General features: G+C 44.4%; 21 protein-coding genes. 6 read left to right on the top strand and 15 right to left on the bottom strand.

Translation table 11 applies throughout. From position 1 onward, the window contains the following. The first annotated feature begins 32 nt into the window (after positions 1–32). Positions 33–407: an iron-sulfur cluster insertion protein ErpA gene (gene erpA / locus FD973_RS10020; protein WP_215323421.1), complete on the top strand. Its 375-nt coding sequence runs from the start codon at positions 33–35 to the stop codon at positions 405–407. A gap of 15 nt (positions 408–422) precedes the next feature. Here the strand turns inward: erpA and FD973_RS10015 are convergent, their stop codons facing one another. Further along, positions 423–1550, bottom strand: coding sequence for an anhydro-N-acetylmuramic acid kinase (locus FD973_RS10015; protein WP_215323419.1), 1128 nt, complete (start codon positions 1548–1550; stop codon positions 423–425). A gap of 76 nt (positions 1551–1626) precedes the next feature. On the opposite strand from FD973_RS10015, the gene tyrS reads away from it, so the two are divergent. Beyond that, a complete protein-coding gene (gene tyrS, locus FD973_RS10010; protein WP_215323418.1) occupies positions 1627–2859 on the top strand; it encodes a tyrosine--tRNA ligase in 1233 nt (410 codons plus the stop codon). Here tyrS and ruvB read toward each other — a convergent pair. The 10 genes from ruvB to FD973_RS09960 form a co-directional block, all read right to left on the bottom strand. Next, positions 2856–3926, bottom strand: a complete 1071-nt coding sequence (gene ruvB, locus FD973_RS10005) for a Holliday junction branch migration DNA helicase RuvB (protein ID WP_215323416.1) — start codon at positions 3924–3926, stop codon at positions 2856–2858. The two genes, tyrS and ruvB, sit on opposite strands and share 4 nt — an antisense overlap. A gap of 42 nt (positions 3927–3968) precedes the next feature. Next, on the bottom strand, positions 3969–4550 hold the full coding sequence (ruvA, locus tag FD973_RS10000) for a Holliday junction branch migration protein RuvA (protein ID WP_215323414.1): 582 nt from the start codon (positions 4548–4550) through the stop codon (positions 3969–3971). A 38-nt stretch (positions 4551–4588) separates the two neighbouring features. Beyond that, positions 4589–5104, bottom strand: a complete 516-nt coding sequence (gene ruvC / locus FD973_RS09995) for a crossover junction endodeoxyribonuclease RuvC (protein ID WP_215323413.1) — start codon at positions 5102–5104, stop codon at positions 4589–4591. 33 nt (positions 5105–5137) lie between these two features. After that, positions 5138–6718: a bifunctional phosphoribosylaminoimidazolecarboxamide formyltransferase/IMP cyclohydrolase gene (gene purH, locus FD973_RS09990; protein WP_215323411.1), complete on the bottom strand. Its 1581-nt coding sequence runs from the start codon at positions 6716–6718 to the stop codon at positions 5138–5140. Positions 6719–6764: 46 nt separating this feature from the next. Further along, positions 6765–7004, bottom strand: a complete 240-nt coding sequence (locus FD973_RS09985; RefSeq protein ID WP_068319558.1) for a helix-turn-helix domain-containing protein — start codon at positions 7002–7004, stop codon at positions 6765–6767. Positions 7005–7056: 52 nt separating this feature from the next. After that, positions 7057–8073, bottom strand: a complete 1017-nt coding sequence (gene dusB, locus FD973_RS09980; RefSeq protein ID WP_215323409.1) for a tRNA dihydrouridine synthase DusB — start codon at positions 8071–8073, stop codon at positions 7057–7059. Positions 8074–8236: 163 nt separating this feature from the next. Continuing rightward, entirely contained in the window at positions 8237–9394 is a 1158-nt protein-coding gene (locus FD973_RS09975) for an FAD-dependent monooxygenase (RefSeq protein ID WP_215323408.1), read from the bottom strand. A 16-nt stretch (positions 9395–9410) separates the two neighbouring features. Beyond that, positions 9411–10778, bottom strand: coding sequence for an aminopeptidase P N-terminal domain-containing protein (locus FD973_RS09970; RefSeq protein WP_215323405.1), 1368 nt, complete (start codon positions 10776–10778; stop codon positions 9411–9413). Continuing rightward, positions 10771–11487 (bottom strand): N-acetylmuramate alpha-1-phosphate uridylyltransferase MurU, encoded by a 717-nt coding sequence (murU, locus tag FD973_RS09965; protein WP_215323403.1) that lies wholly within the window; start codon positions 11485–11487, stop codon positions 10771–10773. Before murU ends, FD973_RS09970 begins: the two co-directional genes overlap by 8 nt. Positions 11488–11500: 13 nt before the next feature. Continuing rightward, positions 11501–12502: an aminoglycoside phosphotransferase family protein gene (locus FD973_RS09960; RefSeq protein ID WP_215323401.1), complete on the bottom strand. Its 1002-nt coding sequence runs from the start codon at positions 12500–12502 to the stop codon at positions 11501–11503. A gap of 33 nt (positions 12503–12535) precedes the next feature. Here FD973_RS09960 and FD973_RS09955 point away from each other — a divergent pair, with 33 nt between their 5' ends. Genes FD973_RS09955 through rsmA form a run of 4 tightly spaced genes read left to right on the top strand, consistent with a single transcriptional unit; the run spans position 12536 to position 18274 of the window. Beyond that, the gene (locus FD973_RS09955) at positions 12536–15058 is read left to right on the top strand and encodes an LPS-assembly protein LptD (protein ID WP_215323395.1); all 2523 of its coding nucleotides are present in this window, start codon (positions 12536–12538) and stop codon (positions 15056–15058) included. Next, positions 15055–16512: a peptidylprolyl isomerase gene (locus tag FD973_RS09950; protein WP_251368771.1), complete on the top strand. Its 1458-nt coding sequence runs from the start codon at positions 15055–15057 to the stop codon at positions 16510–16512. The genes FD973_RS09955 and FD973_RS09950 overlap by 4 nt, the downstream gene beginning before the upstream one ends. After that, positions 16487–17494: a 4-hydroxythreonine-4-phosphate dehydrogenase PdxA gene (pdxA, locus tag FD973_RS09945; protein ID WP_215324785.1), complete on the top strand. Its 1008-nt coding sequence runs from the start codon at positions 16487–16489 to the stop codon at positions 17492–17494. The genes FD973_RS09950 and pdxA overlap by 26 nt, the downstream gene beginning before the upstream one ends. A gap of 3 nt (positions 17495–17497) precedes the next feature. Further along, entirely contained in the window at positions 17498–18274 is a 777-nt protein-coding gene (rsmA, locus tag FD973_RS09940; RefSeq protein WP_215323393.1) for a 16S rRNA (adenine(1518)-N(6)/adenine(1519)-N(6))-dimethyltransferase RsmA, read from the top strand. Between the two features lie 34 nt (positions 18275–18308). On the opposite strand, the gene FD973_RS09935 is transcribed toward rsmA, so the two are convergent. From FD973_RS09935 to glyQ, 4 genes are read right to left on the bottom strand one after another with little or no spacing between them, the layout of a single operon-like run. Then, positions 18309–19043 (bottom strand): 1-acyl-sn-glycerol-3-phosphate acyltransferase, encoded by a 735-nt coding sequence (locus FD973_RS09935; RefSeq protein ID WP_215323391.1) that lies wholly within the window; start codon positions 19041–19043, stop codon positions 18309–18311. A gap of 7 nt (positions 19044–19050) precedes the next feature. Continuing rightward, entirely contained in the window at positions 19051–19623 is a 573-nt protein-coding gene (gene gmhB, locus FD973_RS09930; protein ID WP_215323389.1) for a D-glycero-beta-D-manno-heptose 1,7-bisphosphate 7-phosphatase, read from the bottom strand. Continuing rightward, positions 19620–21758: a glycine--tRNA ligase subunit beta gene (gene glyS, locus FD973_RS09925; RefSeq protein ID WP_215323383.1), complete on the bottom strand. Its 2139-nt coding sequence runs from the start codon at positions 21756–21758 to the stop codon at positions 19620–19622. Before glyS ends, gmhB begins: the two co-directional genes overlap by 4 nt. Before the next feature lie 27 nt (positions 21759–21785). After that, positions 21786–22676: a glycine--tRNA ligase subunit alpha gene (gene glyQ, locus FD973_RS09920; RefSeq protein WP_215323382.1), complete on the bottom strand. Its 891-nt coding sequence runs from the start codon at positions 22674–22676 to the stop codon at positions 21786–21788. Between the last annotated feature and the right edge of the window lie 51 nt (positions 22677–22727).

Raw genomic sequence — 22727 nt, 5'->3', positions numbered from 1 at the left:
TAAGACATTGCTTTTTGAATTAGGAGTAAATCATGACTGAATTAGCGACAAAACCCGCAGAAGACTTGGCTGAGCCACCAACTCCGTTAGTGTTTACGGATAGCGCTGCTGCAAAAGTAGCTGACTTGATTGCGGAAGAAGGTAATCCAGAGTTGAAACTCCGAGTATTCGTTCAAGGTGGTGGTTGTTCAGGATTTCAATATGGTTTCACATTTGATGATGCTGTGAACGAAGATGACACTCTTTTTGAAAAGAACGGCGTTACTTTATTGGTGGATTCAATGAGCTTCCAATACTTGGTTGGAGCAGAAATTGATTACAAAGAAGATATCAATGGTTCACAGTTTGTGATTAAGAATCCAAATGCAACTACAACTTGCGGTTGTGGATCTTCTTTCTCGGCTTAAATAAACCGAATTTAATTAAGCTGGATAACAAGCGCCCAAAATTCTAAGCCCTTTAGCGCCTGTAACGGCTGGCAAGTTAGCCGGCCGTTTTTCTTTATGAGCCCATGCAAGCCATGCAAAAGCAAGACCTTCAACTAGCTGTGGATCGATCCCAGCCGAATCGCTCGTGGAAATTTCTAGTGGGTATTTAAATAGAAGTTGTGCCTTGGTATGAAGTAAATTCATGAGAGCAATATTTTTAGCGCCACCTCCACAGACAATCAGCTTCTGGGTTTGCGGGGCGTGCCGTAGCAAAGATTTTAAAATTGAGTCAACTGTCAAATGTAGTAAGGTAGCTTGCACATCTTCAGCAAGATAATTTTCATCCCCCAATTTTTCTTGTAACCAAGCAAGATGAAAATCATCTCTACCTGTACTCTTTGGTGGAGTTTTGGCAAAGTAAGGGTCGGCCAACATTTTCATGAGCAGTAATTCATTGGCACTTCCTTGCAATGCCCATTCACCATTTTTATCAAATGTATTGCCCTGATGTTCATGGATCCAGGCATCCATCAGCATATTGCCGGGGCCACAATCAAAACCAGATACCTCGCCATCTTGAGGTAGCAATGTTAGGTTTGCGATTCCGCCAATATTCAGAATGGCTAAATTTTCAGATGAAGGAAATTGTTGTGCATGAAAAGCGGGTACTAATGGTGCGCCATGACCACCTGCAGCGATATCACGGCTTCTAAAATCAGCAATGACATCAATGCCAGTTTTCTCTGCCAAGAGGGCAGCATTGAGAGTTTGGTGCGTGTAAGCCATGTCACCAAGATGGGGCTGGTGGCGAATAGTTTGTCCATGAGCGCCAATCGCGGCTATATCGGAGGCCTTTAAATTAGTCTTTTTGAGGAGCTGATTCACTGTATTTGCATAGGCTAGAGCCAAAGCATTCCCAGCCTGTTTTTCCCGATGAAGCTCGTTTGGTCCAGGGCTTTGAAGCTCAAATAAGGCTTTACGGAGATCGGGGGAGATGGGGGTGCTTATAGCGTCCAAGGCACTCGTCTCCCCATTTGACCCTATCTTGGCAAGAACGGCATCTATCCCATCTAGGCTCGTGCCAGACATTAGGCCAATATAGAGGGAATGGGGTTTGTTCATGTGGCTCTCAGGAATGCGACAATTATGCTTTAGCAATTTAACTACTAATTTAACTGAATCAGTAAGCCGAATCAGCATGACGGACAAACTAGAACCAAAATATCCTTTGACCCCCGAAGTCTTTGCAGCGCTTGAAGTTACAAAACGTGGTTGTGATGAGCTATTGGTTGAGGCCGATTGGGTCCAGAAGTTGGCTCGAAGTCAGGCTACCAAGACTCCCTTGAGGATTAAATTAGGTCTAGATCCTACTGCGCCAGATATTCATTTGGGACATACAGTAGTTCTGAATAAATTGCGTCAGTTACAAGATTTGGGGCATACCGTTATTTTCTTGATCGGTGATTTCACTAGCATGATTGGTGATCCATCTGGTCGTAATGCTACGCGTCCTCCTTTGACTGCCGAAGAAATTGCTGTCAATGCAGAAACTTATTATCGACAGGCCAGCATGGTGCTTGATCCCTCTAAAACCGAAGTGCGTTACAACAGTGAGTGGTGTGACCCATTAGGCGCGCGTGGCATGATTCAGCTTGCTGCTAAACATACTGTTGCGCGTATGTTAGAGCGTGATGACTTTACGAAGCGCTATCGCAATGGCGTGCCAATTTCCATTCATGAATTTTTGTATCCGCTGATGCAGGGCTATGACTCCGTTGCGCTCAAAAGTGATCTAGAGTTAGGTGGCACTGATCAAAAATTTAATCTTTTAGTTGGTCGTGAACTCCAACGTGAATATGGCCAAGAGCCACAATGTATTTTGACCATGCCGCTTCTAGTTGGTCTAGATGGCGTTGAGAAAATGAGTAAATCCAAAGGTAATTACATTGGTATCAGCGAGCCCGCGGGCGATATGTTTGGAAAACTCTTAAGCATCTCTGATGATTTGATGTGGGATTACTTTACCTTGCTTTCATTTAGACCAATGGCTGAGATTGATTTAATGAAGCAAGAAGTTGCCGCTGGTCGCAATCCAAAAGATTGCAAAGTGCTTCTTGCGCAAGAGATTGTCGCCCGCTTCCATTCACAAGCTGCCGCAGAAAAAGCCTTAGAGGACTTCAATCACCGTGCTAAAGGTGGGGTGCCTGATGATATTCCCGAAGTAAGTCTTTCTGGCGCTCCAATACAAATTGCGAATCTGTTAAAGGCAGCTGGTTTGGCTCCATCCACATCGGAGGCTAACCGCAATATTGAGCAGAATGGCGTGAAGATTGATGGCGTTACGATTGCTGATAAACAGTTAAAAGTAGAGGCTGGAACTTACGTAGTTCAGGTTGGTAAACGCAAGTTTGCGAAAGTAACCTTAGTTTAAATATCTAGGCTGGCATTACCGCTTGGTGGCGTTAAGCCAAAGTGCTCATAAGCCTGACGGGTAGCCACTCGGCCACGCGAAGTTCTTTGTAAATAACCTTGTTGAATCAAATATGGCTCTAGGACATCTTCTATGGTGTCGCGTTCTTCACCAATCGCTGCCGCTAAGTTATCAATGCCGACTGGGCCGCCATCGAACTTATGCAAGATCGCTTCCAGTAATTTTCTATCCATCACATCAAAGCCGCTTGGATCTACATCAAGCATTTTGAGGGCGCCATCAGCCATGGCTTTGGTAATGGTTCCTGTACCTTTTACTTCGGCATAGTCTCTTACGCGACGCAGCAAGCGGTTGGCAATACGCGGAGTACCGCGTGCACGTTTAGCAATTTCTACAGAACCATCTGGATCGATATTCGCTTTTAATAGAGTGGCTGAACGATCAATAATTTTTGTCAGCTCTTCGGTGGTATAGAACTCAAGTCTTGCCACAATACCAAAACGGTCGCGCAATGGATTGGTCAGCATGCCGGCACGAGTGGTTGCACCGATTAAGGTAAAGGGTTTGAGATCAATTTTGACGCTGCGTGCTGCAGGGCCTTCACCAATCATGATGTCAAGACTATAGTCTTCCAGTGCAGGATATAGAATTTCTTCTACTACTGGAGAAAGGCGATGAATCTCATCAATAAAGAGAACATCGTTTTCTTCTAGGTTTGTGAGTAAGGCGGCCAAGTCTCCAGGGCGATCTAACACTGGACCACTTGTTTGGCGTAAATTTACTCCAAGCTCTCTTGCGATGATGTGAGCAAGAGTGGTTTTGCCAAGTCCTGGAGGACCAAATAGAAGCACATGATCTAATGCCTCTTTGCGTGCTCGGGTGGCGCTAATAAAAATTTCTAATTGGGCACGCGCTTTGCTTTGACCAACATATTCATCGAGATGCTTTGGACGGAGCGCCCTTTCAAAGACGGCTTCAGCATTACCAGCAGAACCACTCACAATGCGGTCATTACCTTCTGGTAAATCTTCAGGAATTGAGTTGAGGTCGTCTGTATGAATGGCCATGCCACAAGTTTAGTGCTTATTGAAGAAAGCTTCTATTTAATGTCAGCCCTTAGATAAATACTTTAGACCCATGCGGATTCCATCCGATACCTCGGTATCGGATGGAATTTGTTTGAGCGCCAATAGCGCCTCTTTTTCTGAGTAGCCCAAAGCCAAGAGTGCTTGCAAAACTTCACTGCTAGCTTCAATCGCTGCAGGTTTGCCACCTGTAACGCCAAGATCAGGAGCTAGCTTACCTTTAAGTTCCAGGCAGAGTCGCTCCGCCGTTTTCTTGCCAATCCCCGGAACCTGAGTAAGTCGACCAGCTTCTTGCAAAGCAATGGCTTGAGCCAACTCATTGACGCTCATGCCAGAAAGAACTGCTAAAGCTGTACGGGAACCTACGCCACTAATCTTAATCAGTTGTCTAAAAGCTTCTCGCTCTGTCTCGGTTGCAAAGCCAAAAAGCTGCTGAGCATCTTCGCGCACCTGGAAATGGGTAAGAAGTGTGATTTTCTGGCCTGTTTGCGGCAATTGGTACAAGGTGCTCATTGGTACGTCTACTTCATACCCAATGCCTTGGCAATCGACCAAGAGCCGAGGGGGATGTACTGAAACGAGGGTACCTTGAATTCGACCAATCATAGAGAGATCTTAACCTGTAATGTATTGAATATTTATTACTAACGGCGTTTCTTAGGTGCTAAAGCTGTAGTAATTGCTTTTGGTAGTTGCGCATGATGTGCCGCGCAAATGGCAACACCTAAAGCATCGGATGCATCTGCTCCTGGGGCGCGATTGAGGCGTAGCAAACGTTTAACCATTTCTTGTACTTGAGGTTTAGCTGCGCGACCAGTTCCCACGATCGCTTGCTTGACCCGAAGTGCGCTGTATTCAGCAACAGGTAGTTTTTCTGAGACGAGAGCGGCGATTACAGCACCTCTAGCTTGGCCCAGCATAAGGGTCGAACGAGGATTAACATTTAAGAAAACTTCTTCTATTGCTGCGGATTCTGGATGATAAGTTTCTAGAACCTCTTTAATTCCTGCATAAAGGATGCCCAGTCGTTCGGGCAATCCCTTGGCTGGATCGCCACTCTCAATCGTTCCAGAGGCTACGTAGGTCAGTTTTTGGCCATCAACATCAATGACGCCAAAACCAGTTGTACGCAATCCTGGGTCGATACCAATCCAGCGCATATTAGTTAGAGCGATCTCGTATTGCTTGTGTGTTTAGTGACGGAAGTGACGTGTACCGGTAAAGATCATTGCAATGCCATGTTCATTGGCTGCAGCAATAATTTCATCATCACGCATGCTACCTCCGGGCTGAATTGCACAGCTTGCACCACCATTTACAACTACATCCAAGCCATCACGAAATGGGAAGAATGCATCACTAGCCACTGCTGAACCTTTAAGACTCAAGCCGGCATTTTCAGCCTTAATGCTAGCCATGCGCGCAGAGTCTACACGGCTCATTTGACCTGCGCCAATGCCAAGAGTCATGCCATTAGCGCAATAAACGATGGCATTAGATTTTACGAACTTAGCAACACGCCACGCAAACATCATGTCATGCATCTCACTTGGAGTAGGTAGACGCTTGCTAACAACACGCATTTCATTTTCAAGAACATTCTTTGCATCAGGAGATTGCACTAACAACCCTCCACCAACGCGTTTGAAATCATAAGTATTAAATGCTGTTCCTAAAGGAATCTCTAGTAAACGTACATTTTGTTTGGTTGCAAAAATAGCTTTTGCCTCATCGCTAAAGCTAGGGGCGATTAATACTTCTACAAATTGCTTAGAGATTGCTTCTGCGGCTGAGCCATCACACGGTACGTTGAAAGCAATAATGCCGCCGAAAGCTGAGCTTGGATCAGTTTTAAACGCTTTTTGATAGGCTTCAAGGGGTGTGGCACCAACAGCGACACCACAAGGATTGGCGTGCTTAATAATGACACAAGCTGAAGCGCCACCCGTGTTGCCAGTAAAGCTCTTGACGCATTCCCAAGCAGAATCAGCATCTGCAATATTGTTATAGGAAAGCTCTTTGCCTTGTAATTGTTTATAGTTCGCCAGCGCACCATCAACTGGATAGATGTCTTTGTAGAAGGCTGCAGATTGGTGGGGGTTTTCACCATAACGCATCTCCTGTACTTTTTCAAAACCAAGATTCAAAGTTTCTGGATAAGCAGAGCGTGTTTTGTGATCCAAGTTATCGCCTAATGAAGAAAGATAATTGGCAATAGCGCCATCGTACTGAGCGGTATGCGCAAATACTTTCTTAGCTAAAGCTAAATTTGTCTTGTAGGAAACCACATTCTTATTGGCTTTCATTTCAGCTAAGATAGGCGCGTAATCCGCTGGTGAAATCAAGACAGTCACATCTTGATGATTCTTGGCTGCTGCACGCAACATAGCGGGTCCGCCAATATCAATATTTTCAACGGCATCTTCAAACGAGCATTTTTCTTTTGCAACAGTCTCATTAAAAGGGTAAAGATTAATCACGAGCATATCGATGGTGTCGATACCGTGCTCCTTCAACGCCGCCATATGTTCTGGAAAATCCCTGCGAGCCAATAAGCCCCCATGCACCATCGGATGAAGTGTTTTGACACGACCATCAAGCATCTCCGGAAATTTGGTCAAGGAGGAAACCTCAACGACGGGGAGATTATTTTCAGCCAAGAGTTTTGCAGTCCCGCCCGTAGAGATGAGCTTTATGCCTTGTTCATGAAGGGACTTTGCAAAAGGCACTATGCCATTTTTATCGGAAACGGAGAGGAGGGCTGTACGGATCATGGTTTTCGTAGTTTTAAATGAAAAGGAGTGGGCTATGTGATTCTATTTACTTGAGAAGTTGATGCTCAACTAGCTTCTTATGAAGAGTATTGCGATTAATGCCCAAATATTGCGCTGCTAAAGATTGATTCTGTTTAGCATGCTGCATCACTAATTCAAGCATGGGTTTTTCTACGACGGCCAACACCATTTGATAGATATCAGTTGGCGCTGTTCCTTTGAGATCATTTAGGTAACCCTGTAATTGGGTTTCGATGCATTCGGTAATTGGGTGCTTATTGGTCATAAAAATCTATCAATGCAAGAACTAAAAATAAGAAAAATATTGATCACAAGAACTATGCAGCCTCTAAAAATAGCAAGCGGTCAGAATGAGATTTCATTTCATCAAAGTAATCATTCACCATTTGTAATTGTGTTTTGCAATCGTCCGCAGTATTCATGCGCTGGCGAAAGGCGTGAGAATCACGAAGTCCTTTGCAGTACCAACCAATATGCTTACGGGCGGTGCGAAGGCCAATATGCTCGCCATAAAACTCATAGTGATCTAGGAGATGCGCATTCATGATGGCCTGTATCTCATTGATCTCTGGTGTTGGAAGCTTGTCACCTGTTTCGAGATAGTGATTGATTTCGCGGAAAATCCATGGTCTCCCCTGAGCGGCTCGACCAATCATGATGGCATCAGCCCCAGTGATTTTTAATACATGTTCCGCTTTTTCTGGGCTATTAATGTCACCATTAGCCACTACTGGTATATCTACATAATTTTTGACAGCGGTGATGGTTTCATATTCAGCTTCGCCGTGATACAAATCAGCGCGTGTGCGCCCATGAACGGTCAGCATGGAGATGCCAGATTTTTCTGCAAGACGTGCAATCTCGATGGCATTCTTATGTTCACGATCCCAGCCAGTTCGAATCTTTAAAGTGACTGGTACAGCATCCGGGCCAACGCCCACAGCTTTTATGACGGCTTCTAAAATTTGCCGCACTAGAGGTTCGTCGCGAAGCAAGGCAGAGCCTGCTGCAACATTGCATACTTTTTTGGCTGGGCAGCCCATGTTGATATCAATAATTTGCGCGCCATGATCAACATTCATTTTTGCAGCGGTAGCCATCATCGCTGGATCAGCGCCTGCAATTTGTACTGCAATAGGTTTGAATTCACCAATATGGTTTGCGCGACGTTGCGTCTTTTCACTCTTCCAAAGCAGGGCATTTGAGGCCACCATTTCAGAGACGGCATAGCCAGCCCCTAATTTTTTGCAAAGTTGACGAAAAGGCCGGTCTGTAACCCCAGCCATAGGGGCAACAAATAGCTTATTTGCAAGCTGGTGGGAGCCAATCTTCATCTAAAAAGGTTTGAGAGCTGAGTATTTCGCTGTTGGGCGGGTTGCTTAGACCCAAAGCATGTCACTTTAGCATACTCAAGCCCAAATCTGCCTATTTTTTAGGCAGATTACTTGTCCTGAATCAAATAAAGAAGACTTTGGTTTTGGAGCCTATTTTAGGTCTTTAGCGCCTGCCAAACATCATCTGTCGTGCTAGGGCTGTTTTAACAGGTGGAAGCCACTGAAGGGCGCTTAAGGCTAATCCACGGGCAAGCACTACTGGGGCTAGATTTGACGTGAAGACCCTGGCCATAAAGTCAGTAAGCCCTATGGTTGTTGTTCTATCGGCTTTGCGACTTTGAGCATAGCTTTGAAGTGCTTTATCTATGTCCGCAGGATATTGTCCTTCTAATGGGCTGGAGAATATTCCCACCAATTTTTCTGCTAACAAAAAGGCGTCACGCAATCCTAGATTTAATCCTTGGCCAGCAACTGGATGCAAAGTTTGAGCGGCATTGCCGATCCAAACGTGATTATCTTTAATAATTTCTTTTCGATAATTTAAGCCGAGTTCATATAGACGTCGATCCTGTACTTTCATAAAACGTCCAATACGTGAACCAAATTCTTTTTGCAATTCAGATAGGAAATCCACATCATTGAGTTGTAATCGGTATTGTGAAGATTCGGGTGAGCCGCACCATATGAGGTTCAAAATATGGGGGCCATAATGACTTGGTAGAACTGCTAGAGGACCCTCTGCGGTAAATCGTTCCCACGCTTGATGGGGTGTTGCATTCTCTACTTCAACCAAACCCACAAGAGCTGATTGACTGTAATCGCGACCGGATTCAACCCAATCTTGATTTTTAAATAAGCCGCCCTCGGCATGCACGATACATTTCGCATGAATCTGATTTTCTTCTGATTCTTTTTGATTATGCTTCCACACAAAGTTTGGACTCGAAGTTTGTACGGATCGCAAGGCTTGACGTAGTGTGATGTGTATATCACGGTAACGAATAATATGTCCTAGCGCATCTTGCTTGAGCTCTTCACGTGTCATTAGTGCTCTGCCAAAACGTCCGGCTTGCGAAACATGTACTTGATGTATTTCGGCAGATTCTTTTGGCCATGCCTGAATCGTGTCTAACAATATTTTGCTGCCATGTGAGAGGGCTATGCCACGACTATCAGCATTGGCTAATTCATCGTCACCCTTTGGGTTGCGATCCAGTAATGTGATATTCGCATCAGGAAATTTTTGCAGCACCCATGCGGCACAAGCTAGTCCAACTGGACCGCCGCCTTGAATCAAGATATCGCAATTGGAGGAATTCATTTTTATTCAGAAATTGTTATACGTTTTTCATGATTGCTTCAATTTCATCTGCTTTGACGGGTACGCCACGGGATATCAACTCACATCCAGCATCATTTAAGACGGCATCATCTTCAATGCGAATGCCAATATTCCAAAACTTTTCATCTATATCGTCTGCTGGTCTGATATAGAGGCCCGGCTCAATAGTAATCACCATGCCACTCTTTAAGATGCGCCAAGGCTTATCGGCGCCAGATGATTCTAGGGCGGATTCGCGATACGAGCCAACATCATGCACGTCCATCCCTAACCAATGTGAGGTGCGGTGCATATAAAAGCGACGGTAAGCGCCTGTTTCAATGGCGTTCTCAAGCGAACCCAGCTCAGTAAGCTTTAATAGTTTTTCATCTAACAAACCTTGGGTTAATACTTGCAGTGCCGCTTCGTGTGGTTGCATAAAAGTATTACCTGGTTTTGTCATGGCAATAGCGGCTTCCTGAGCTGCCAAAGTAATATCGTAAAGAGCGCGTTGCGGACCTGAAAACTTACCATTTACAGGAAATGTGCGCGTGATATCGGATGCATAGCTATCAAGCTCACAACCCGCATCAATTAAGCATAGTTCACCACTACGTAATTCGGTTGAACCAGCGCGATAGTGAAGAATGCAAGAGTTGGCGCCACCAGCAACTATGCTGTTGTAGGCAACACATTGAGCCCCGCTATTACGAAATTCATGTAGTAGCTCTGCTTCAAGTTGATATTCCCTCATGCCTGGCTTGCAGGCTTGCATCGCACGGATATGGGCGCGAGCCGAGATGGCTGCAGCACGACGCATGATGTCAATTTCATGAACGTTTTTAAACAGACGCATTTCATGAATCATCGCATCAATATCATGAAGTTGAGAAGGTGCATTTACTCCAGAGCGAGCTTGTGCTCGAACTTGTTTCATCCAGTGACGTAGGCGTCTATCAGATTCCGCACTATCAGCTAGACGAACATATAGAGCGCTCTGGTCAGCCAATAAGTCATTTAATTTTTGATCTAACTCCTGATTGCTATGAGCAAATTCAATGCCCAATGTTTCCGGGGCCGCATCAGGGCCAAGGCGAATACCATCCCAAATTTCTCGTTCTGGATCTTTGGGTCTGCAAAACAAATGAGATTGAACTTCAAAGTGATTTCCACTTTTACCAACCTTCATAACTAGAGTGGCGCCTGGCTCTTCAAAGCCTGTTAGGTAATAAAAATCGCTGTCATGGCGATAAGGAAATTCGCTGTCGCGGTTGCGGGTAAGTTCAGGGGCGGTAGAAATGATGGCAACTCCACCTCCAGTTTTAGCAAAAATTTGTTCCGCTAGTTGATTTCTACGAAGTCGATAAATATCTGTTTTATTCATATGCTGCGTTGAGCTCTTGTAAGCGTTGTGGTGTACCTACATCGTGCCATGGACCAATATATTTTTCACCGGACACTTTATTTTGCTCCATTGCCTTTCTTAGAAGGGGCGCTAGCTTGGCTGGTATCCCTATTTCAAGATCTTGGAAAAGGTCTTTGTGATAAATCCCAATGCCTGAAAAGGTTAGTTTTTCAGCGCCCTCTGATGCAGCATTACTTACTGTGGAGTTACGGAGGTAGAAATCCCCCTCTGGATGCTGAACTGGGTTTGGGACCATTAATAAGTGTGCTAAAGGTTTATTTGCATCCATACGCATATTGGAGGCAGTCTCTAAAAGTTGGTCTACAGGCAAGTTGGGGCTAAATACATCGCCATTAATCACCAGAAAGTAATCTTTGGGTGCAATGATGGGAAGCGCCTTACAAATGCCGCCAGCCGTCTCTAAAGCGCTACCCTCAGGAGAGTACTGGATATGAAGACCAAATTGCTGTCCGTTTCCTAATGCCAATTCAATTTTTTCACCCAACCAGGCGTGATTAATGACCACTTCTTGAATCTTTGCTTTAGATAGAGTCTCTAAATGCCATGCCAACAAGGATTTATTTTGAATGCTGAGCAAGGGTTTGGGTAAGTTGTCCGTGAGAGGACGCATGCGCTCGCCTCTGCCAGCGGCTAGCAAAAAGCAAGGAATGGGATTACTCATAAGCATCGTGAATGATTGGCTAATCTTTAGCAGTACGCGTGGACTCTAGAAGTCGCGCTAAGGGTTTTAATTCGATATATCGATTTGCGCAGGCAATCGCATACTCAAGAACAAGGGGAATATCTTTAAGGTAGCCATCCTTGCCATCACGATGGAATAGTCTTGCAAAGATGCCAAGAACTTTCAGGTGACGCTGTAATCCCATCCACTCAAAGTCGCGATAGAACTGTCCAAAATCATCTGGCATTGGTAAGCCTGCTTTACGACCTTCTTCCCAAAATTTAATGACCCAATCAATTACTCGTTCCTCTGGCCAGGCTATGTAAGCATCACGCCATAGCGAGGAGGCATCATAAGTAATTGGTCCGTAGACAGCATCTTGAAAGTCAATCACGCCAGGATTATTGATTTCTGTCACCATTAAATTACGTGAATGATAATCTCGGTGAACATACACTTTGGCTTGAGCTAAATTGTTTTTAATGATCAGTTGAAACGTTTTTTGTAATTGCTCTGTTTGTTGGGCATTGAGCTCAATATTGAGATGCTTCTTTAGATACCAATCAGGAAATAGATCCAGCTCGCGTTGCAAAAGGGCTTCATCATAGTTTGGCAATACATCTGGCTTGCTAGCTTTTTGCATCAAAACCAATGCATGTGTTGCATCTGTATAGAGATGATCTGCCGTTTCGTTGTTGAGTTCCGCTAGGTAAGTTTTGGTTCCCAAATCACTTAGCAATAAGAAGCCTTTTTCAAGATTCTGCTCGAGGATTTTGGGTGCATTTAAACCCGCTACTGTGAGCAATAAGTCGACCTTAATAAAGGCATCTAAGGGCTCATGTTCAGGCGGAGCATCCATCACGATTAAAGTGCTGAAATCGGGCTTTTTTGACTCAATTCGGAAATAGCGCCGAAAGCTGGCATCCGCGGAAGCTGGTACCAAAGTGTCGAGATCTAATTGCCAGCTAGCTTCTAGGGCCTTTAGCCAGTTACGTAGGGTGTTTAAGCGTGAGTCAGTCATGGTCGATTCGTATAATAAGGCGGGTCTGTATCTATGAGTCATTATCGCCGTCGCGCCGGCCTTTGCGCCCCTCTTTTTTTGCATGTAACCCTGCGCGTGATGATGGGGGTGGCATTGCTTCAATTTGCCCACTTCGGACGCGCTCAGGCCCCTGCACCTTTACCCCCAGTTTCTCAGGCTGGCGCTAATACTGTTTTGCTACCGGATCGCGGTAATGTCACTATTTTAAAGTTGGATGATCAATTGCGTGTTGGGCTTCCATTGGATGACAACAAAGCGCTTACTTTTACATCTAGCGATTCGATTGATGGTGTTGTTAATCGCCAGATGAATTTGAAAGGTCGAGCACAAATTCGTCGTAATGGCACAGTAATTAAAGCCGATGAAATTACTTATGACCCTGATACTGATATTGCTGACTTAGTAGGCAATGTTGAATTGTCCAAAGGGAATACAAGTCTTAAAGGGCCAACAGCGCAATTTAAGGTAGATGCTCGTGAAGGTCAAATGGAAACGCCGACATATGAACTTCGGGATACCCGGGGAAACGGTACAGCAAATAAAATAACAATAGAAAATTCCGATATTTTTATATTTGATAAGGCTACTTATACGACCTGTACCCCTCAAAATATGGATTGGTATTTCACGGCTGACAAATTAGAAATTGATAACGAGCAAAAAGAAATGGTGGGGACGCATGGGGTGATGCGTTTCTTTGATGTGCCGATTGCCTATGTTCCGTATTTCACTGCACCGACTTCGAATCAGCGTCGTTCTGGTATTTTGGCTCCGGTAGCAGGTTATAACTCAAATAATGGATTTGATATTACCCAACCATACTATGTTGATATTGCGCCAAATAGAGATTTATTGATATTGCCACGATATATGGCTGAGCGTGGACTCCAGTTGGGTGCCAATTATCGTTTTTTAGATACCAAATATAGCGGAATCTTGGCTGGCGATTATCTGGCTCATGACAATAAAACAGGAACCAGTCGCTGGCGTTACGACTGGCAACAACGACAGGTCTTTAGCGGTGGACTTGCGCCGGGTGGGGTGCCATTGCCAGGATCATGGACTGCTTACGCTAATATGTCTCGCGTTTCCGATAATTTATATCCTACAGATTTTTCTCAAAGTATTGCTGGATCTGTAACTAGCCAGTTTCGCCAAGAAATTGGAACAACAAAGGGATTGACTGGTAGTTTAAGTAATTGGGTTGTATCAGCTAGAGCTTTGAGTTTTCAAACTCTGCAGCCTGATCCCACCTCTACGGTACAAGCACCATATAACGTGTTGCCAAATATTAACGCTACCTATAACAACCGCCTTACTCCAGCAGTCGCAGATACAAGTGGAAAATACATTACGTTGCCCACCGGCCCGGCAACAACATTTTCAACTGACTTCACAAGATTTTCTTATAACATCGGCGGCAACTTAGCTGCTACTGCTCCTGGTGTTTATAGTCAAGCAGATAGGACTGTTATTAAAGGGGCGATGTCCTTGCCGCAAATAACGCCAGGCTATTACATTACTCCTAAGGTGAGCTTTCAATCCAATACATATAATGCCACCCCATTTATAACTGGTGGCGCACCAGTAGCTCAAGGTTTTACTATCCCAACCCTAAGTCTAGATTCTGGCTTGGCTTTTGAAAGAGATGCTAAAGAATTGAAGGGCTTCTTTGGTAGAGATATGTTGTTGACGATGGAGCCTCGCGCATTTTATGTTTACACCCCTTATCAGAGTCAAGCCCAAACCCCATTATTCGATACAGCAGATGCGGGTTTTGGTATCTCTCAAATTTTTAGTGAAAATACTTTTATTGGTAATGACCGTATTGCAGACAGTAATGCGGCCACGCTTGGTTTAACAAGCCGCATGATTGAGGCAAATACGGGTACTGAACGTGCAAATGTAACTCTCGCGCAAAAGCAGCAATTCACTGGACAGCGAGTAGGTCTAAATGGAAATATTGCCAATCCCACCACTTATTCAGACACTCTAGGTTCGGGATCTCTTCGCTTGCTAGGTAATTTCAGTGCGGATGTATTCGGGCAATACAACACTCAGTTGAATCGATTCGTACAGACAACGGTTGGTGCTAGCTGGCGGCCAACTCAAGGCAGAAGTCTAAATTTTGGCTACCGAAATGTCTGGTCTCCACCAGTACAGGCATCTATACAAAATAATCAGTCATTTGTGCCAGCCGCTACCACTACAGATCAATACAATATCTCTGGACAGTGGCCTATTACTAAGGAAATTTCTGTTTTGGGCCGCTGGGGATATGATGCGCTGACCACTAAAACATTGAATACTTTAGTGGCTTTGGAGTGGACCAGGGATTGCTGGACTTTCCGCGGAGCCTATTCTCAGGTGCTTAATACTTCTCAAATTACGACAACCCAAGTGCTTTTTCAGGTTGAATTTAGGGGCTTTGCTAGCGCTGGAAGCAATCCAGTTGATATCATGAAGTTAAATGTTCCAGGATATATGCCCACCTCTAAGCCTATACCACCATCAATATACGAGAATTATCAATGATGCTTTCTGTGATTCGCTTTAAACAAATTATTATTCACACCATTTTTTTTGGCCTCTGTTTATTGGTGAATATGTCCTTTGCTCAAGATGCAGCAAAGTCGAATATTTCTGCTGACTCTAAGATACGAAATATAGATGGTGTTGCCGCAGTGGTTAATACTGGCTTTGTAACACGCAAGGAAATCGATGATCGAATTGCAGTTCTCAAAAAGCAAGGTGTTAAATTGCCCGAAGATGGATCGTTGCGAAAATTAGTTTTGGATCGCCTAATTCTTGAAAAAATTCAATTGCAAAATGCTGAGCAAGAAGGAATTAGGGTTAGTAATAAAGAGTTGGATAAGATAATTGCGGATCTTGCTGCAAAAAATAAGTCTACTTATGCCGAGTTTAAGGCTAAGGTAAACGCTTCTGGTACAACGTTTGAGCGATATAAGGAACTTTTGCGAGACGATATTATGGTGAGCCGATATCGAGAGCGCGAAATTGAAGCAAAGATCAAAATATCCGATGCTGAGATTGATAACTTTATTGCCGATCGTACGCGCGCTATGACTGCGGTTGGCGCATCGCGTTCTGTTCCAGCTGGCAAAGGTGATATCGAGGAGATTGATGTTGCGCAGATATTTATCCCTGTAGATGCTAATGCTGGTGCTGGTGCTCAGGCTGATGCAAAGAAGAAAGCCGACATTCTTTTAAAAGATGCTCGTGGAGATGTTGATTTCTTGCAATTGGGTGCTATGGCAGCAAAAGATAATCCGAAGATCAAGTTTCAGGAGTTGGGATATCGTACTGCCGATCGATTGCCTCAATTATTTTATGAGGCAATTCGCAACACTGGTGGTGGGCAAGTGGCTAATACTGTGGTGAAAAGTCCTGCGGGCTATCACGTACTTAAAGTGTTGGATAGACGTGCAGTTGGAGCAAGTCCTCCCCCACAGCAGGCTGCTACTCCAGTTTCTGGTTCAAACATGCCACAAAATATTCCCATCACACAAACCTTATCTCGTCATATTTTGTTGCGGAGTCGCCCTGGTTTAACTGATCAAGACGCAGAGAGACGTTTGCAAGGTTATCGCGATCAGATTCGCGCTAAGACTGCTGATTTTGCAGAACTAGCAAAAAAATATTCTGAAGATGGCTCCGCTCAAAATGGCGGGGAGTTGGGTTGGATGAGTCCTGGTGACCTGGTTCCCGAGTTTGAGCAGGCAATGAATCGTTTGCAAATTGGTGAGGTAAGTAACCCAGTAAAAACTGAATTTGGTTGGCATTTGATACAAGTGTTGGATCGTCGTGAAGGCCAGCTTACTGTCGAAAAGCAACGTCAATTTGCCCGTGCGGCAATTCGTGAAAGAAAATTTGAGCAAGCTTACCAAGAATGGTTGCGAGAGCTGCGTGATAACGCAACTGTAAAAATTCTGAATGTGGATGATGCAGCAAGTAGCCCGCCACGTTAATCTCGTTGTAAGTACTGGCGAGCCAGCTGGAGTAGGGCCTGAAGTTTCTCTTGTAGCTTCACTAGATTTTTTGCGTGAACAAGTTAATGTTCAGATTACTTTATTGGGCGATAAAACATTATTTTTAGTGCCCAAAGGTATTTCCTCAGAGTTATTGGATAGGCTGCAATTTCATCCAATTTCGCTGGGGGCGACTGTAACGCCGGGCCTCTTAAATGTTGATAATGCCTCGTATGTTATTAATCAATTGAACTACGCTATCGATGGGTGCTTGCAAGGTCGCTATGATGCCATGGTAACCGCACCACTTCAAAAAAGTATTATCAATGACGCTGGCACACCCTTTACGGGGCATACGGAGTACTTGGCGCAACGCTGCAATAGTTCTCATGTAGTCATGATGTTATGCGCCCAATTACCCAATGGTTTTCTGGGGCTAACGGCTCCGCGAGATTTGCGAGTTGCTTTAGCTACAACACACCTTCCTTTAAAAGAGGTGCCACAAGCCCTAAGTTATGAGTTGATATTAAATACGATTCAAATCGTGAATCAAGATTTACAAAAAAAATTTGGCATTGCTAAACCATTAATTCGTGTGGCTGGTCTAAATCCCCATGCTGGGGAGTCCGGTCATTTAGGGCGGGAAGAAATAGAAATTATTACCCCTGCAATCGAAGCGGCTAAAGAGTTGGGAGTGAATGTATCTGGTCCTCATCCAGGCGATACGATGTTTGATGCTGAATCCATCTCCAAAGTCGATGCGTTCATTGCAATTTATCATGATCAAGGCTTGGCACCCTTTAAATTTGTGACATTTGGAAATGGAATCAATGTCACTCTCGGGTTGCCGATTATTCGCACATCGGTAGATCACGGAACGGCCTTGGACATTGCGGGTAAAGGAATAGCGGACGCTGGTAGCATGCTTGAAGCCCTTCGTTTAGCCTATCAATTAGCCCTTAATCAACAAAGGCTAAACTAATTCATGCATCGCGCACGTAAACGATTTGGGCAAAACTTTCTACAAGACAACGGAATTATTTATTCGATTGTCTCGCTCATCAATCCTAGTTCGGATATGCATGTTATCGAAATTGGACCTGGTCTTGGTGCCTTAACGCTGCCTTTGTTAAGTAGTCTTGATCAGTTGGACCTCTTAGAAATTGATCGTGATTTAGTAGCTTTTTGGAATGAAAAGAATCTTAAGGGCCTCAACGTGATTGAGGGCGATGCCCTTAAATTTGATTTCTTGGCATGGGCTCAAAATCGTTTAAGCAAACAAGGCTTATGTAAGGTTGTTGGTAACTTGCCTTACAACATCTCATCACCATTGCTATTTCATTTAGTTTCTGCCGCTAATTTTATTGATGAACAAGTATTTATGTTGCAAGCTGAAGTGGTTGAAAGAATGGTCGCGAAGGCGGGTAGCTCTGATTTCAGCCGCTTATCTGTCATGCTACAAGCCCGCTACGATATGGAATTGGTGTTGGAGGTGCCTCCTGAAGCCTTTGAACCTCACCCCAAGGTGAATTCTGCTGTGGTACGCATGATTCCAAGAAGAGATTTTTCATTAACCGAAGTGCAATGGAGTTCTTTAGAGAAGATTGTGGCAGCTGCATTTTCCCAAAGAAGAAAAATGTTGCGTACCAATTTGCAAGTATTTTCGGAGCAATTAGGCTTGACAGATGAAGAGCTCAAGTCGAGAGCTCAAGACATTTCAGTAGACCGGTACATTGAGTGGGCAAAGATCCAAGCGGCTTAATTCTGCTTAGGCGCCAATCTTTAAAACAGTATTTTTATTTGTATGCAGTGGGATCAATTACACGCATTTCAGCTTCAATCCAACTCTCTACCTCTTGTTGAAGTTGTTCCGCTGATTTATTGGCTGAGTTGATTGCCGGTCCAATTGAAAAAATCACTGTGCCAGGATGTTTTAGAAAACTATTTTTTGGCCAACAGCGACCGGCATTATGTGCAATCGGAATAACCAAAGCATCAGTAGCGCTCGCTAGACGTGCACCACCTTTGCGATATGGCTTAGTAGACCCTGTAGGGGTTCTAGTGCCTTCCGGAAAAAGCATAATCCATTTACCTTCACTCAAGCGTTTACGACCCTGAGTTGCTACTGAATGGGCTGCACTCTGTTTATTAGAACGATCTATGTGGATCATTTTCAGCAGAGCCAAAGCCCAGCCAAAAAATGGGATCCAAAGTAACTCACGTTTAAAAACAAAACAAAGTTGCTTGGGTAGCAAAGCAATATAAGCAATCGTTTCATAAGCAGACTGATGTTTGCTTAAGATAATGACGCGCTCGTTTAGGACAGCCTGCATATTTTCCATGCCGCGGATCTCATACTGAATTCCACACAGTGGCTTTAATAAGGCAATCACTATTTTGTTCCAGAGTCCAATGAAGGTGTAGCGATTTTCTGGGTTCAAAAATGGAAAAGCCAGCAAGCAGAGTACTGACCAAATGGGAGTGAACACCAGTAAAAATAAAGCGAAGAGGATGGAGCGAATCAACATCATGTCTGTTCTAAACCTTATTTTCTAAAAGTGTATTTGCAAATGCTAGTAGATCAGCGTGTATTTGTGTGCCTGCAGGTAAGTCACCTTTTGCCATCGTCTTTTGGCCTTTTCCAGTCAGTACTAAATGAGGTGTTGCTCCTAAAGCCACTCCAGCTTGTAGATCACGTAAAGAATCTCCAACTATGGGAACGCCAGCAAGAGGGTGAGTGCTATCAATCTTCTTGTAGCGTAATGCGATCTCTTTCATGAGACCAGGCGCTGGTTTACGGCAATCGCATTGGTGGGCATCCTGATGAGGACAGAAAAAAATACTATCGATACGTCCGCCCAAGGGCTTTAACAATGCTTCCATTTTGCTATGCATGGCATGCAAATCGTTAATGCTGAAATAACCTCTAGAAAGTCCGGATTGGTTAGTTGCAATGGCAATTTGATAACCGGCCTGATTTAATAGGGCGATTGCTTCTAGACTGCCAGGTATGGGGATCCACTCGTCTACCGACTTCACATAATCATCGCGATCCTCGTTGATCACGCCATCGCGATCCAGAATTATCAGTTTAGAGGAGCCAGTGCTCATGCTAGTTTGCCGAGATCGGCAACGAGATTCATTTTCTGGTGAAGTTGTTGCAAGAGCGCTAAACGGTTATCGCGTAACTCGGTATTTGGATCCATGACCATGACATCGGCAAAAAATTGGTCAATAGGTTTACTCAAGGCTACAAGAGATCTTAAGAGTTCCACAAACTGTCGTTTTTCATAAGCAGCAGTGAGTGCTGGAGTAACTGCTTCTAGGGCCTTATGTAATGTAGCCTCTGCTGGTATTTGCAGTAATTTTTCTGAGCAAGTTGCCGGTATGGCAGTGGAGGTCTTCTTCAAAATATTACTAATACGCTTATTGGCGGCAGCAAGCTGAGCAGCTTCTTCAAGAGCATTAAATTCACGCAATGCTCTCAAGCGTTCAATCAAATCATTGATTTGCGCTGGCTCTTGGCTGAGGACAGCGTCAATCTCAGCGCTAGTGAATGCTTTACCAGCAACCGATTGGTCTCTTAGATAGGCGCGTAAACGATCAATAATGAATGCGTAGATATCAGCCGTATTTGCTTTCTCTTGCACGTCTGCTTGAGAGAACTGGGCGCGAGCCATCTCAATAAGATCTGGCAAATTGAGCGAAAGATTTTTCTCCAAAAGCAAACGACAGATGCCGAGGGCATGACGGCGCAGTGCATAAGGATCCTTATCGCCAGTGGGCGCAAGTCCTACACCCCAAATCCCTACCAGTGTTTCTAGTTTGTCAGCAATTGCCAAAATAGTGCCAGTTTGTGTTTGCGGTAGCTCATCACCAGCAAAGCGTGGCATGTAGTGTTCGCTACAAGCGCTAGCTACATCAAGATGCTCACCATCATGAGTTGCGTAATAACGACCCATAATTCCTTGTAATTCTGGGAACTCACCAACCATATCGGTTAATAGGTCTGTTTTAGCAATTTCAGCAGCACGTGAGGCCAACTTTTCATCGACACCTAGTTTTTTGGCGATTCCAATTGCAAGTCCTTGAACCCGCTTGGTACGATCTAGCTGATTACCAAGCTGGTTGTGATAAACCACCTTGCCTAGATCAGCTATGCGTGAAGCTAGTGGGCGCTTTTGATCTTGCTGGAAGAAGAAGCGAGCGTCAGATAAACGGGGGCGTACAACTCTCTCGTTACCAGAAATAATGGCGTCAGGCTTTTTGGTTTCAATATTGGAGACAATTAAAAATCGATTACGTAACTTGCCATTTTTATCGGTCAATGCAAAGTACTTTTGATTGGTTTGCATGGTCAAAATCAAGCATTCTTGTGGAACTTCCAAGAATTCTTGATCAAAGTGGCATTCATAAATAGCTGGCCATTCAACAAGAGCGGTTACCTCATCAAGAAGGCTTTCTGGCATCAACACCAAATCATCGCCAGCCGCTTTTAAAAGAGCAGATTCAATTTGGTCACGACGTTTGCTAAAGCTGGGGATGATCTTAGCTTTAGATTGCAGTTCAGATTCGTACTGATCCGCATTATTAATAGTGATAATTCCAGGTGCTAAAAAGCGATGCCCTTCGGTTTGATGATTTGCCTTGATACCTAGTGCGCTGATATTAAGCACAGCATCCCCATGTAGGACAATAATGCGGTGAGCAGGACGAGCAAATTGGACGTCAGCCAATTGACCATCTTTCTGCGGCACTTGGTAATGCATCATTTTTGCAATCGGTAACTTATTCAACGTCTGCTCGAGTGCCATTTGAGCTGTTTGTTCAAGAGCGGCGCCCTTGGCGATGACATTCAGATAAAGCGCTTCATTCTTGCCTTCACCAGCTTTTTCTAAGGTGGTGAGGTCAACATCTGCATATCCTAGTGCACCTAATTTTTTGAGTAAAGGTGGGGTTGCTTTGCCTTCAGCATCAAAAGCAATGCTGGTTGGCAGGAGTTTTTCACGGACTGGATAATCCGGCGCTTGATTTAGAACATTAGTGATTTGAACTGCTAAGCGGCGTGGTGTTGCAAAGCCAGTCACCAGTGATGACTCGGTTGCTAATCCAGCAGATTTGAGTGCTGCAAAGATGCCTGCACTAAAAGCATCACCTAGACGGCGCAATGACTTCGGAGGTAATTCTTCGGTAAATACTTCAATCAATAAAGTAGCTGATTGAGGTTTTGAATTAGATGTGCTCATAAGTGGAATGCAGAAATCTTGATACGCTTAAGCCTGTGCTTTAGCTTGACGTTGACACATAGGAAAGCCTAGTTTTTCTCTAGACTCAAAGTAGGCTTGAGCAACGGCCCGAGAAAGATTGCGAATGCGTCCGATATAGGCTGCACGTTCAGTAACTGAGATGGCGCCGCGAGCATCGAGCAAATTAAATGTATGCGCTGCCTTGAGAACCATTTCATATGCAGGCAGCGCTAGTGGAACTTCCATTAAACGCTTCGCTTCACTTTCATAGTTAGTGAAATTAACAAATAGCAGATCAGTATTTGAGTGCTCAAAGTTATAGCAAGATTGCTCAACCTCATTTTGGTGATACACATCACCATATGAGATGCCATCAGCCCAAACTAAGTCATAGACGTTTGAGCAGTTCTGTATATACATTGCTAAACGTTCAATACCGTATGTGATTTCGCCAAGAACAGGCTTGCAATCTAAGCCACCGACTTGTTGGAAATAGGTAAATTGGGTTACTTCCATGCCGTTGAGCCAGACCTCCCAACCTAAACCCCAAGCTCCTAAAGTCGGATTCTCCCAGTCATCTTCTACAAAGCGGACGTCATTTTCTTTGAGGTCCAAGCCCAATGCGGCAAGAGACCCCAAATATAGATCGAGAATATTGTCAGGGGCTGGTTTTAAAACTACCTGGTATTGGTAGTAGTGCTGTAGACGATTTGGGTTCTCGCCATAACGACCATCTTTTGGTCTGCGGGATGGCTGAACATAAGCCGCCTTCCAGGGTTCAGGACCAATAGCCCGAAGGAAAGTTGCGGTATGGGATGTGCCTGCTCCTACCTCAAGGTCGATGGGTTGTAATAGGGCGCAACCTTGTTGGTCCCAATAATCTTGTAGTTTGAGAATGATTTGCTGAAAAGTAAGCATGATTAACCTAGCTAAGCCATTGATTTTACATGGCTATGGTACTCAAGAGTT

It is taken from the genome of Polynucleobacter sp. MWH-Braz-FAM2G, from assembly GCF_018687635.1.
Classification (GTDB): domain Bacteria; phylum Pseudomonadota; class Gammaproteobacteria; order Burkholderiales; family Burkholderiaceae; genus Polynucleobacter.
Note: the sequence above shows the minus strand (reverse complement) of the source record. Positions and strands in the feature narration are given on the sequence as shown.

What these genes read in the sequence shown, in the direction of transcription:
- erpA (WP_215323421.1), top strand. Translation starts at nt 33, where the DNA reads ATGACTGAATTAGCGACAAAACCCGCAGAAGACTTGGCTGAGCCACCA.
- FD973_RS10015 (WP_215323419.1), bottom strand. Translation starts at nt 1,550, where the DNA reads ATGAACAAACCCCATTCCCTCTATATTGGCCTAATGTCTGGCACGAGC.
- tyrS (WP_215323418.1), top strand. Translation starts at nt 1,627, where the DNA reads ATGACGGACAAACTAGAACCAAAATATCCTTTGACCCCCGAAGTCTTT.
- ruvB (WP_215323416.1), bottom strand. Translation starts at nt 3,926, where the DNA reads ATGGCCATTCATACAGACGACCTCAACTCAATTCCTGAAGATTTACCA.
- ruvA (WP_215323414.1), bottom strand. Translation starts at nt 4,550, where the DNA reads ATGATTGGTCGAATTCAAGGTACCCTCGTTTCAGTACATCCCCCTCGG.
- ruvC (WP_215323413.1), bottom strand. Translation starts at nt 5,104, where the DNA reads ATGCGCTGGATTGGTATCGACCCAGGATTGCGTACAACTGGTTTTGGC.
- purH (WP_215323411.1), bottom strand. Translation starts at nt 6,718, where the DNA reads ATGATCCGTACAGCCCTCCTCTCCGTTTCCGATAAAAATGGCATAGTG.
- FD973_RS09985 (WP_068319558.1), bottom strand. Translation starts at nt 7,004, where the DNA reads ATGACCAATAAGCACCCAATTACCGAATGCATCGAAACCCAATTACAG.
- dusB (WP_215323409.1), bottom strand. Translation starts at nt 8,073, where the DNA reads ATGAAGATTGGCTCCCACCAGCTTGCAAATAAGCTATTTGTTGCCCCT.
- FD973_RS09975 (WP_215323408.1), bottom strand. Translation starts at nt 9,394, where the DNA reads ATGAATTCCTCCAATTGCGATATCTTGATTCAAGGCGGCGGTCCAGTT.
- FD973_RS09970 (WP_215323405.1), bottom strand. Translation starts at nt 10,778, where the DNA reads ATGAATAAAACAGATATTTATCGACTTCGTAGAAATCAACTAGCGGAA.
- murU (WP_215323403.1), bottom strand. Translation starts at nt 11,487, where the DNA reads ATGCTTATGAGTAATCCCATTCCTTGCTTTTTGCTAGCCGCTGGCAGA.
- FD973_RS09960 (WP_215323401.1), bottom strand. Translation starts at nt 12,502, where the DNA reads ATGACTGACTCACGCTTAAACACCCTACGTAACTGGCTAAAGGCCCTA.
- FD973_RS09955 (WP_215323395.1), top strand. Translation starts at nt 12,536, where the DNA reads ATGAGTCATTATCGCCGTCGCGCCGGCCTTTGCGCCCCTCTTTTTTTG.
- FD973_RS09950 (WP_251368771.1), top strand. Translation starts at nt 15,055, where the DNA reads ATGATGCTTTCTGTGATTCGCTTTAAACAAATTATTATTCACACCATT.
- pdxA (WP_215324785.1), top strand. Translation starts at nt 16,487, where the DNA reads ATGCAGCAAGTAGCCCGCCACGTTAATCTCGTTGTAAGTACTGGCGAG.
- rsmA (WP_215323393.1), top strand. Translation starts at nt 17,498, where the DNA reads ATGCATCGCGCACGTAAACGATTTGGGCAAAACTTTCTACAAGACAAC.
- FD973_RS09935 (WP_215323391.1), bottom strand. Translation starts at nt 19,043, where the DNA reads ATGATGTTGATTCGCTCCATCCTCTTCGCTTTATTTTTACTGGTGTTC.
- gmhB (WP_215323389.1), bottom strand. Translation starts at nt 19,623, where the DNA reads ATGAGCACTGGCTCCTCTAAACTGATAATTCTGGATCGCGATGGCGTG.
- glyS (WP_215323383.1), bottom strand. Translation starts at nt 21,758, where the DNA reads ATGAGCACATCTAATTCAAAACCTCAATCAGCTACTTTATTGATTGAA.
- glyQ (WP_215323382.1), bottom strand. Translation starts at nt 22,676, where the DNA reads ATGCTTACTTTTCAGCAAATCATTCTCAAACTACAAGATTATTGGGAC.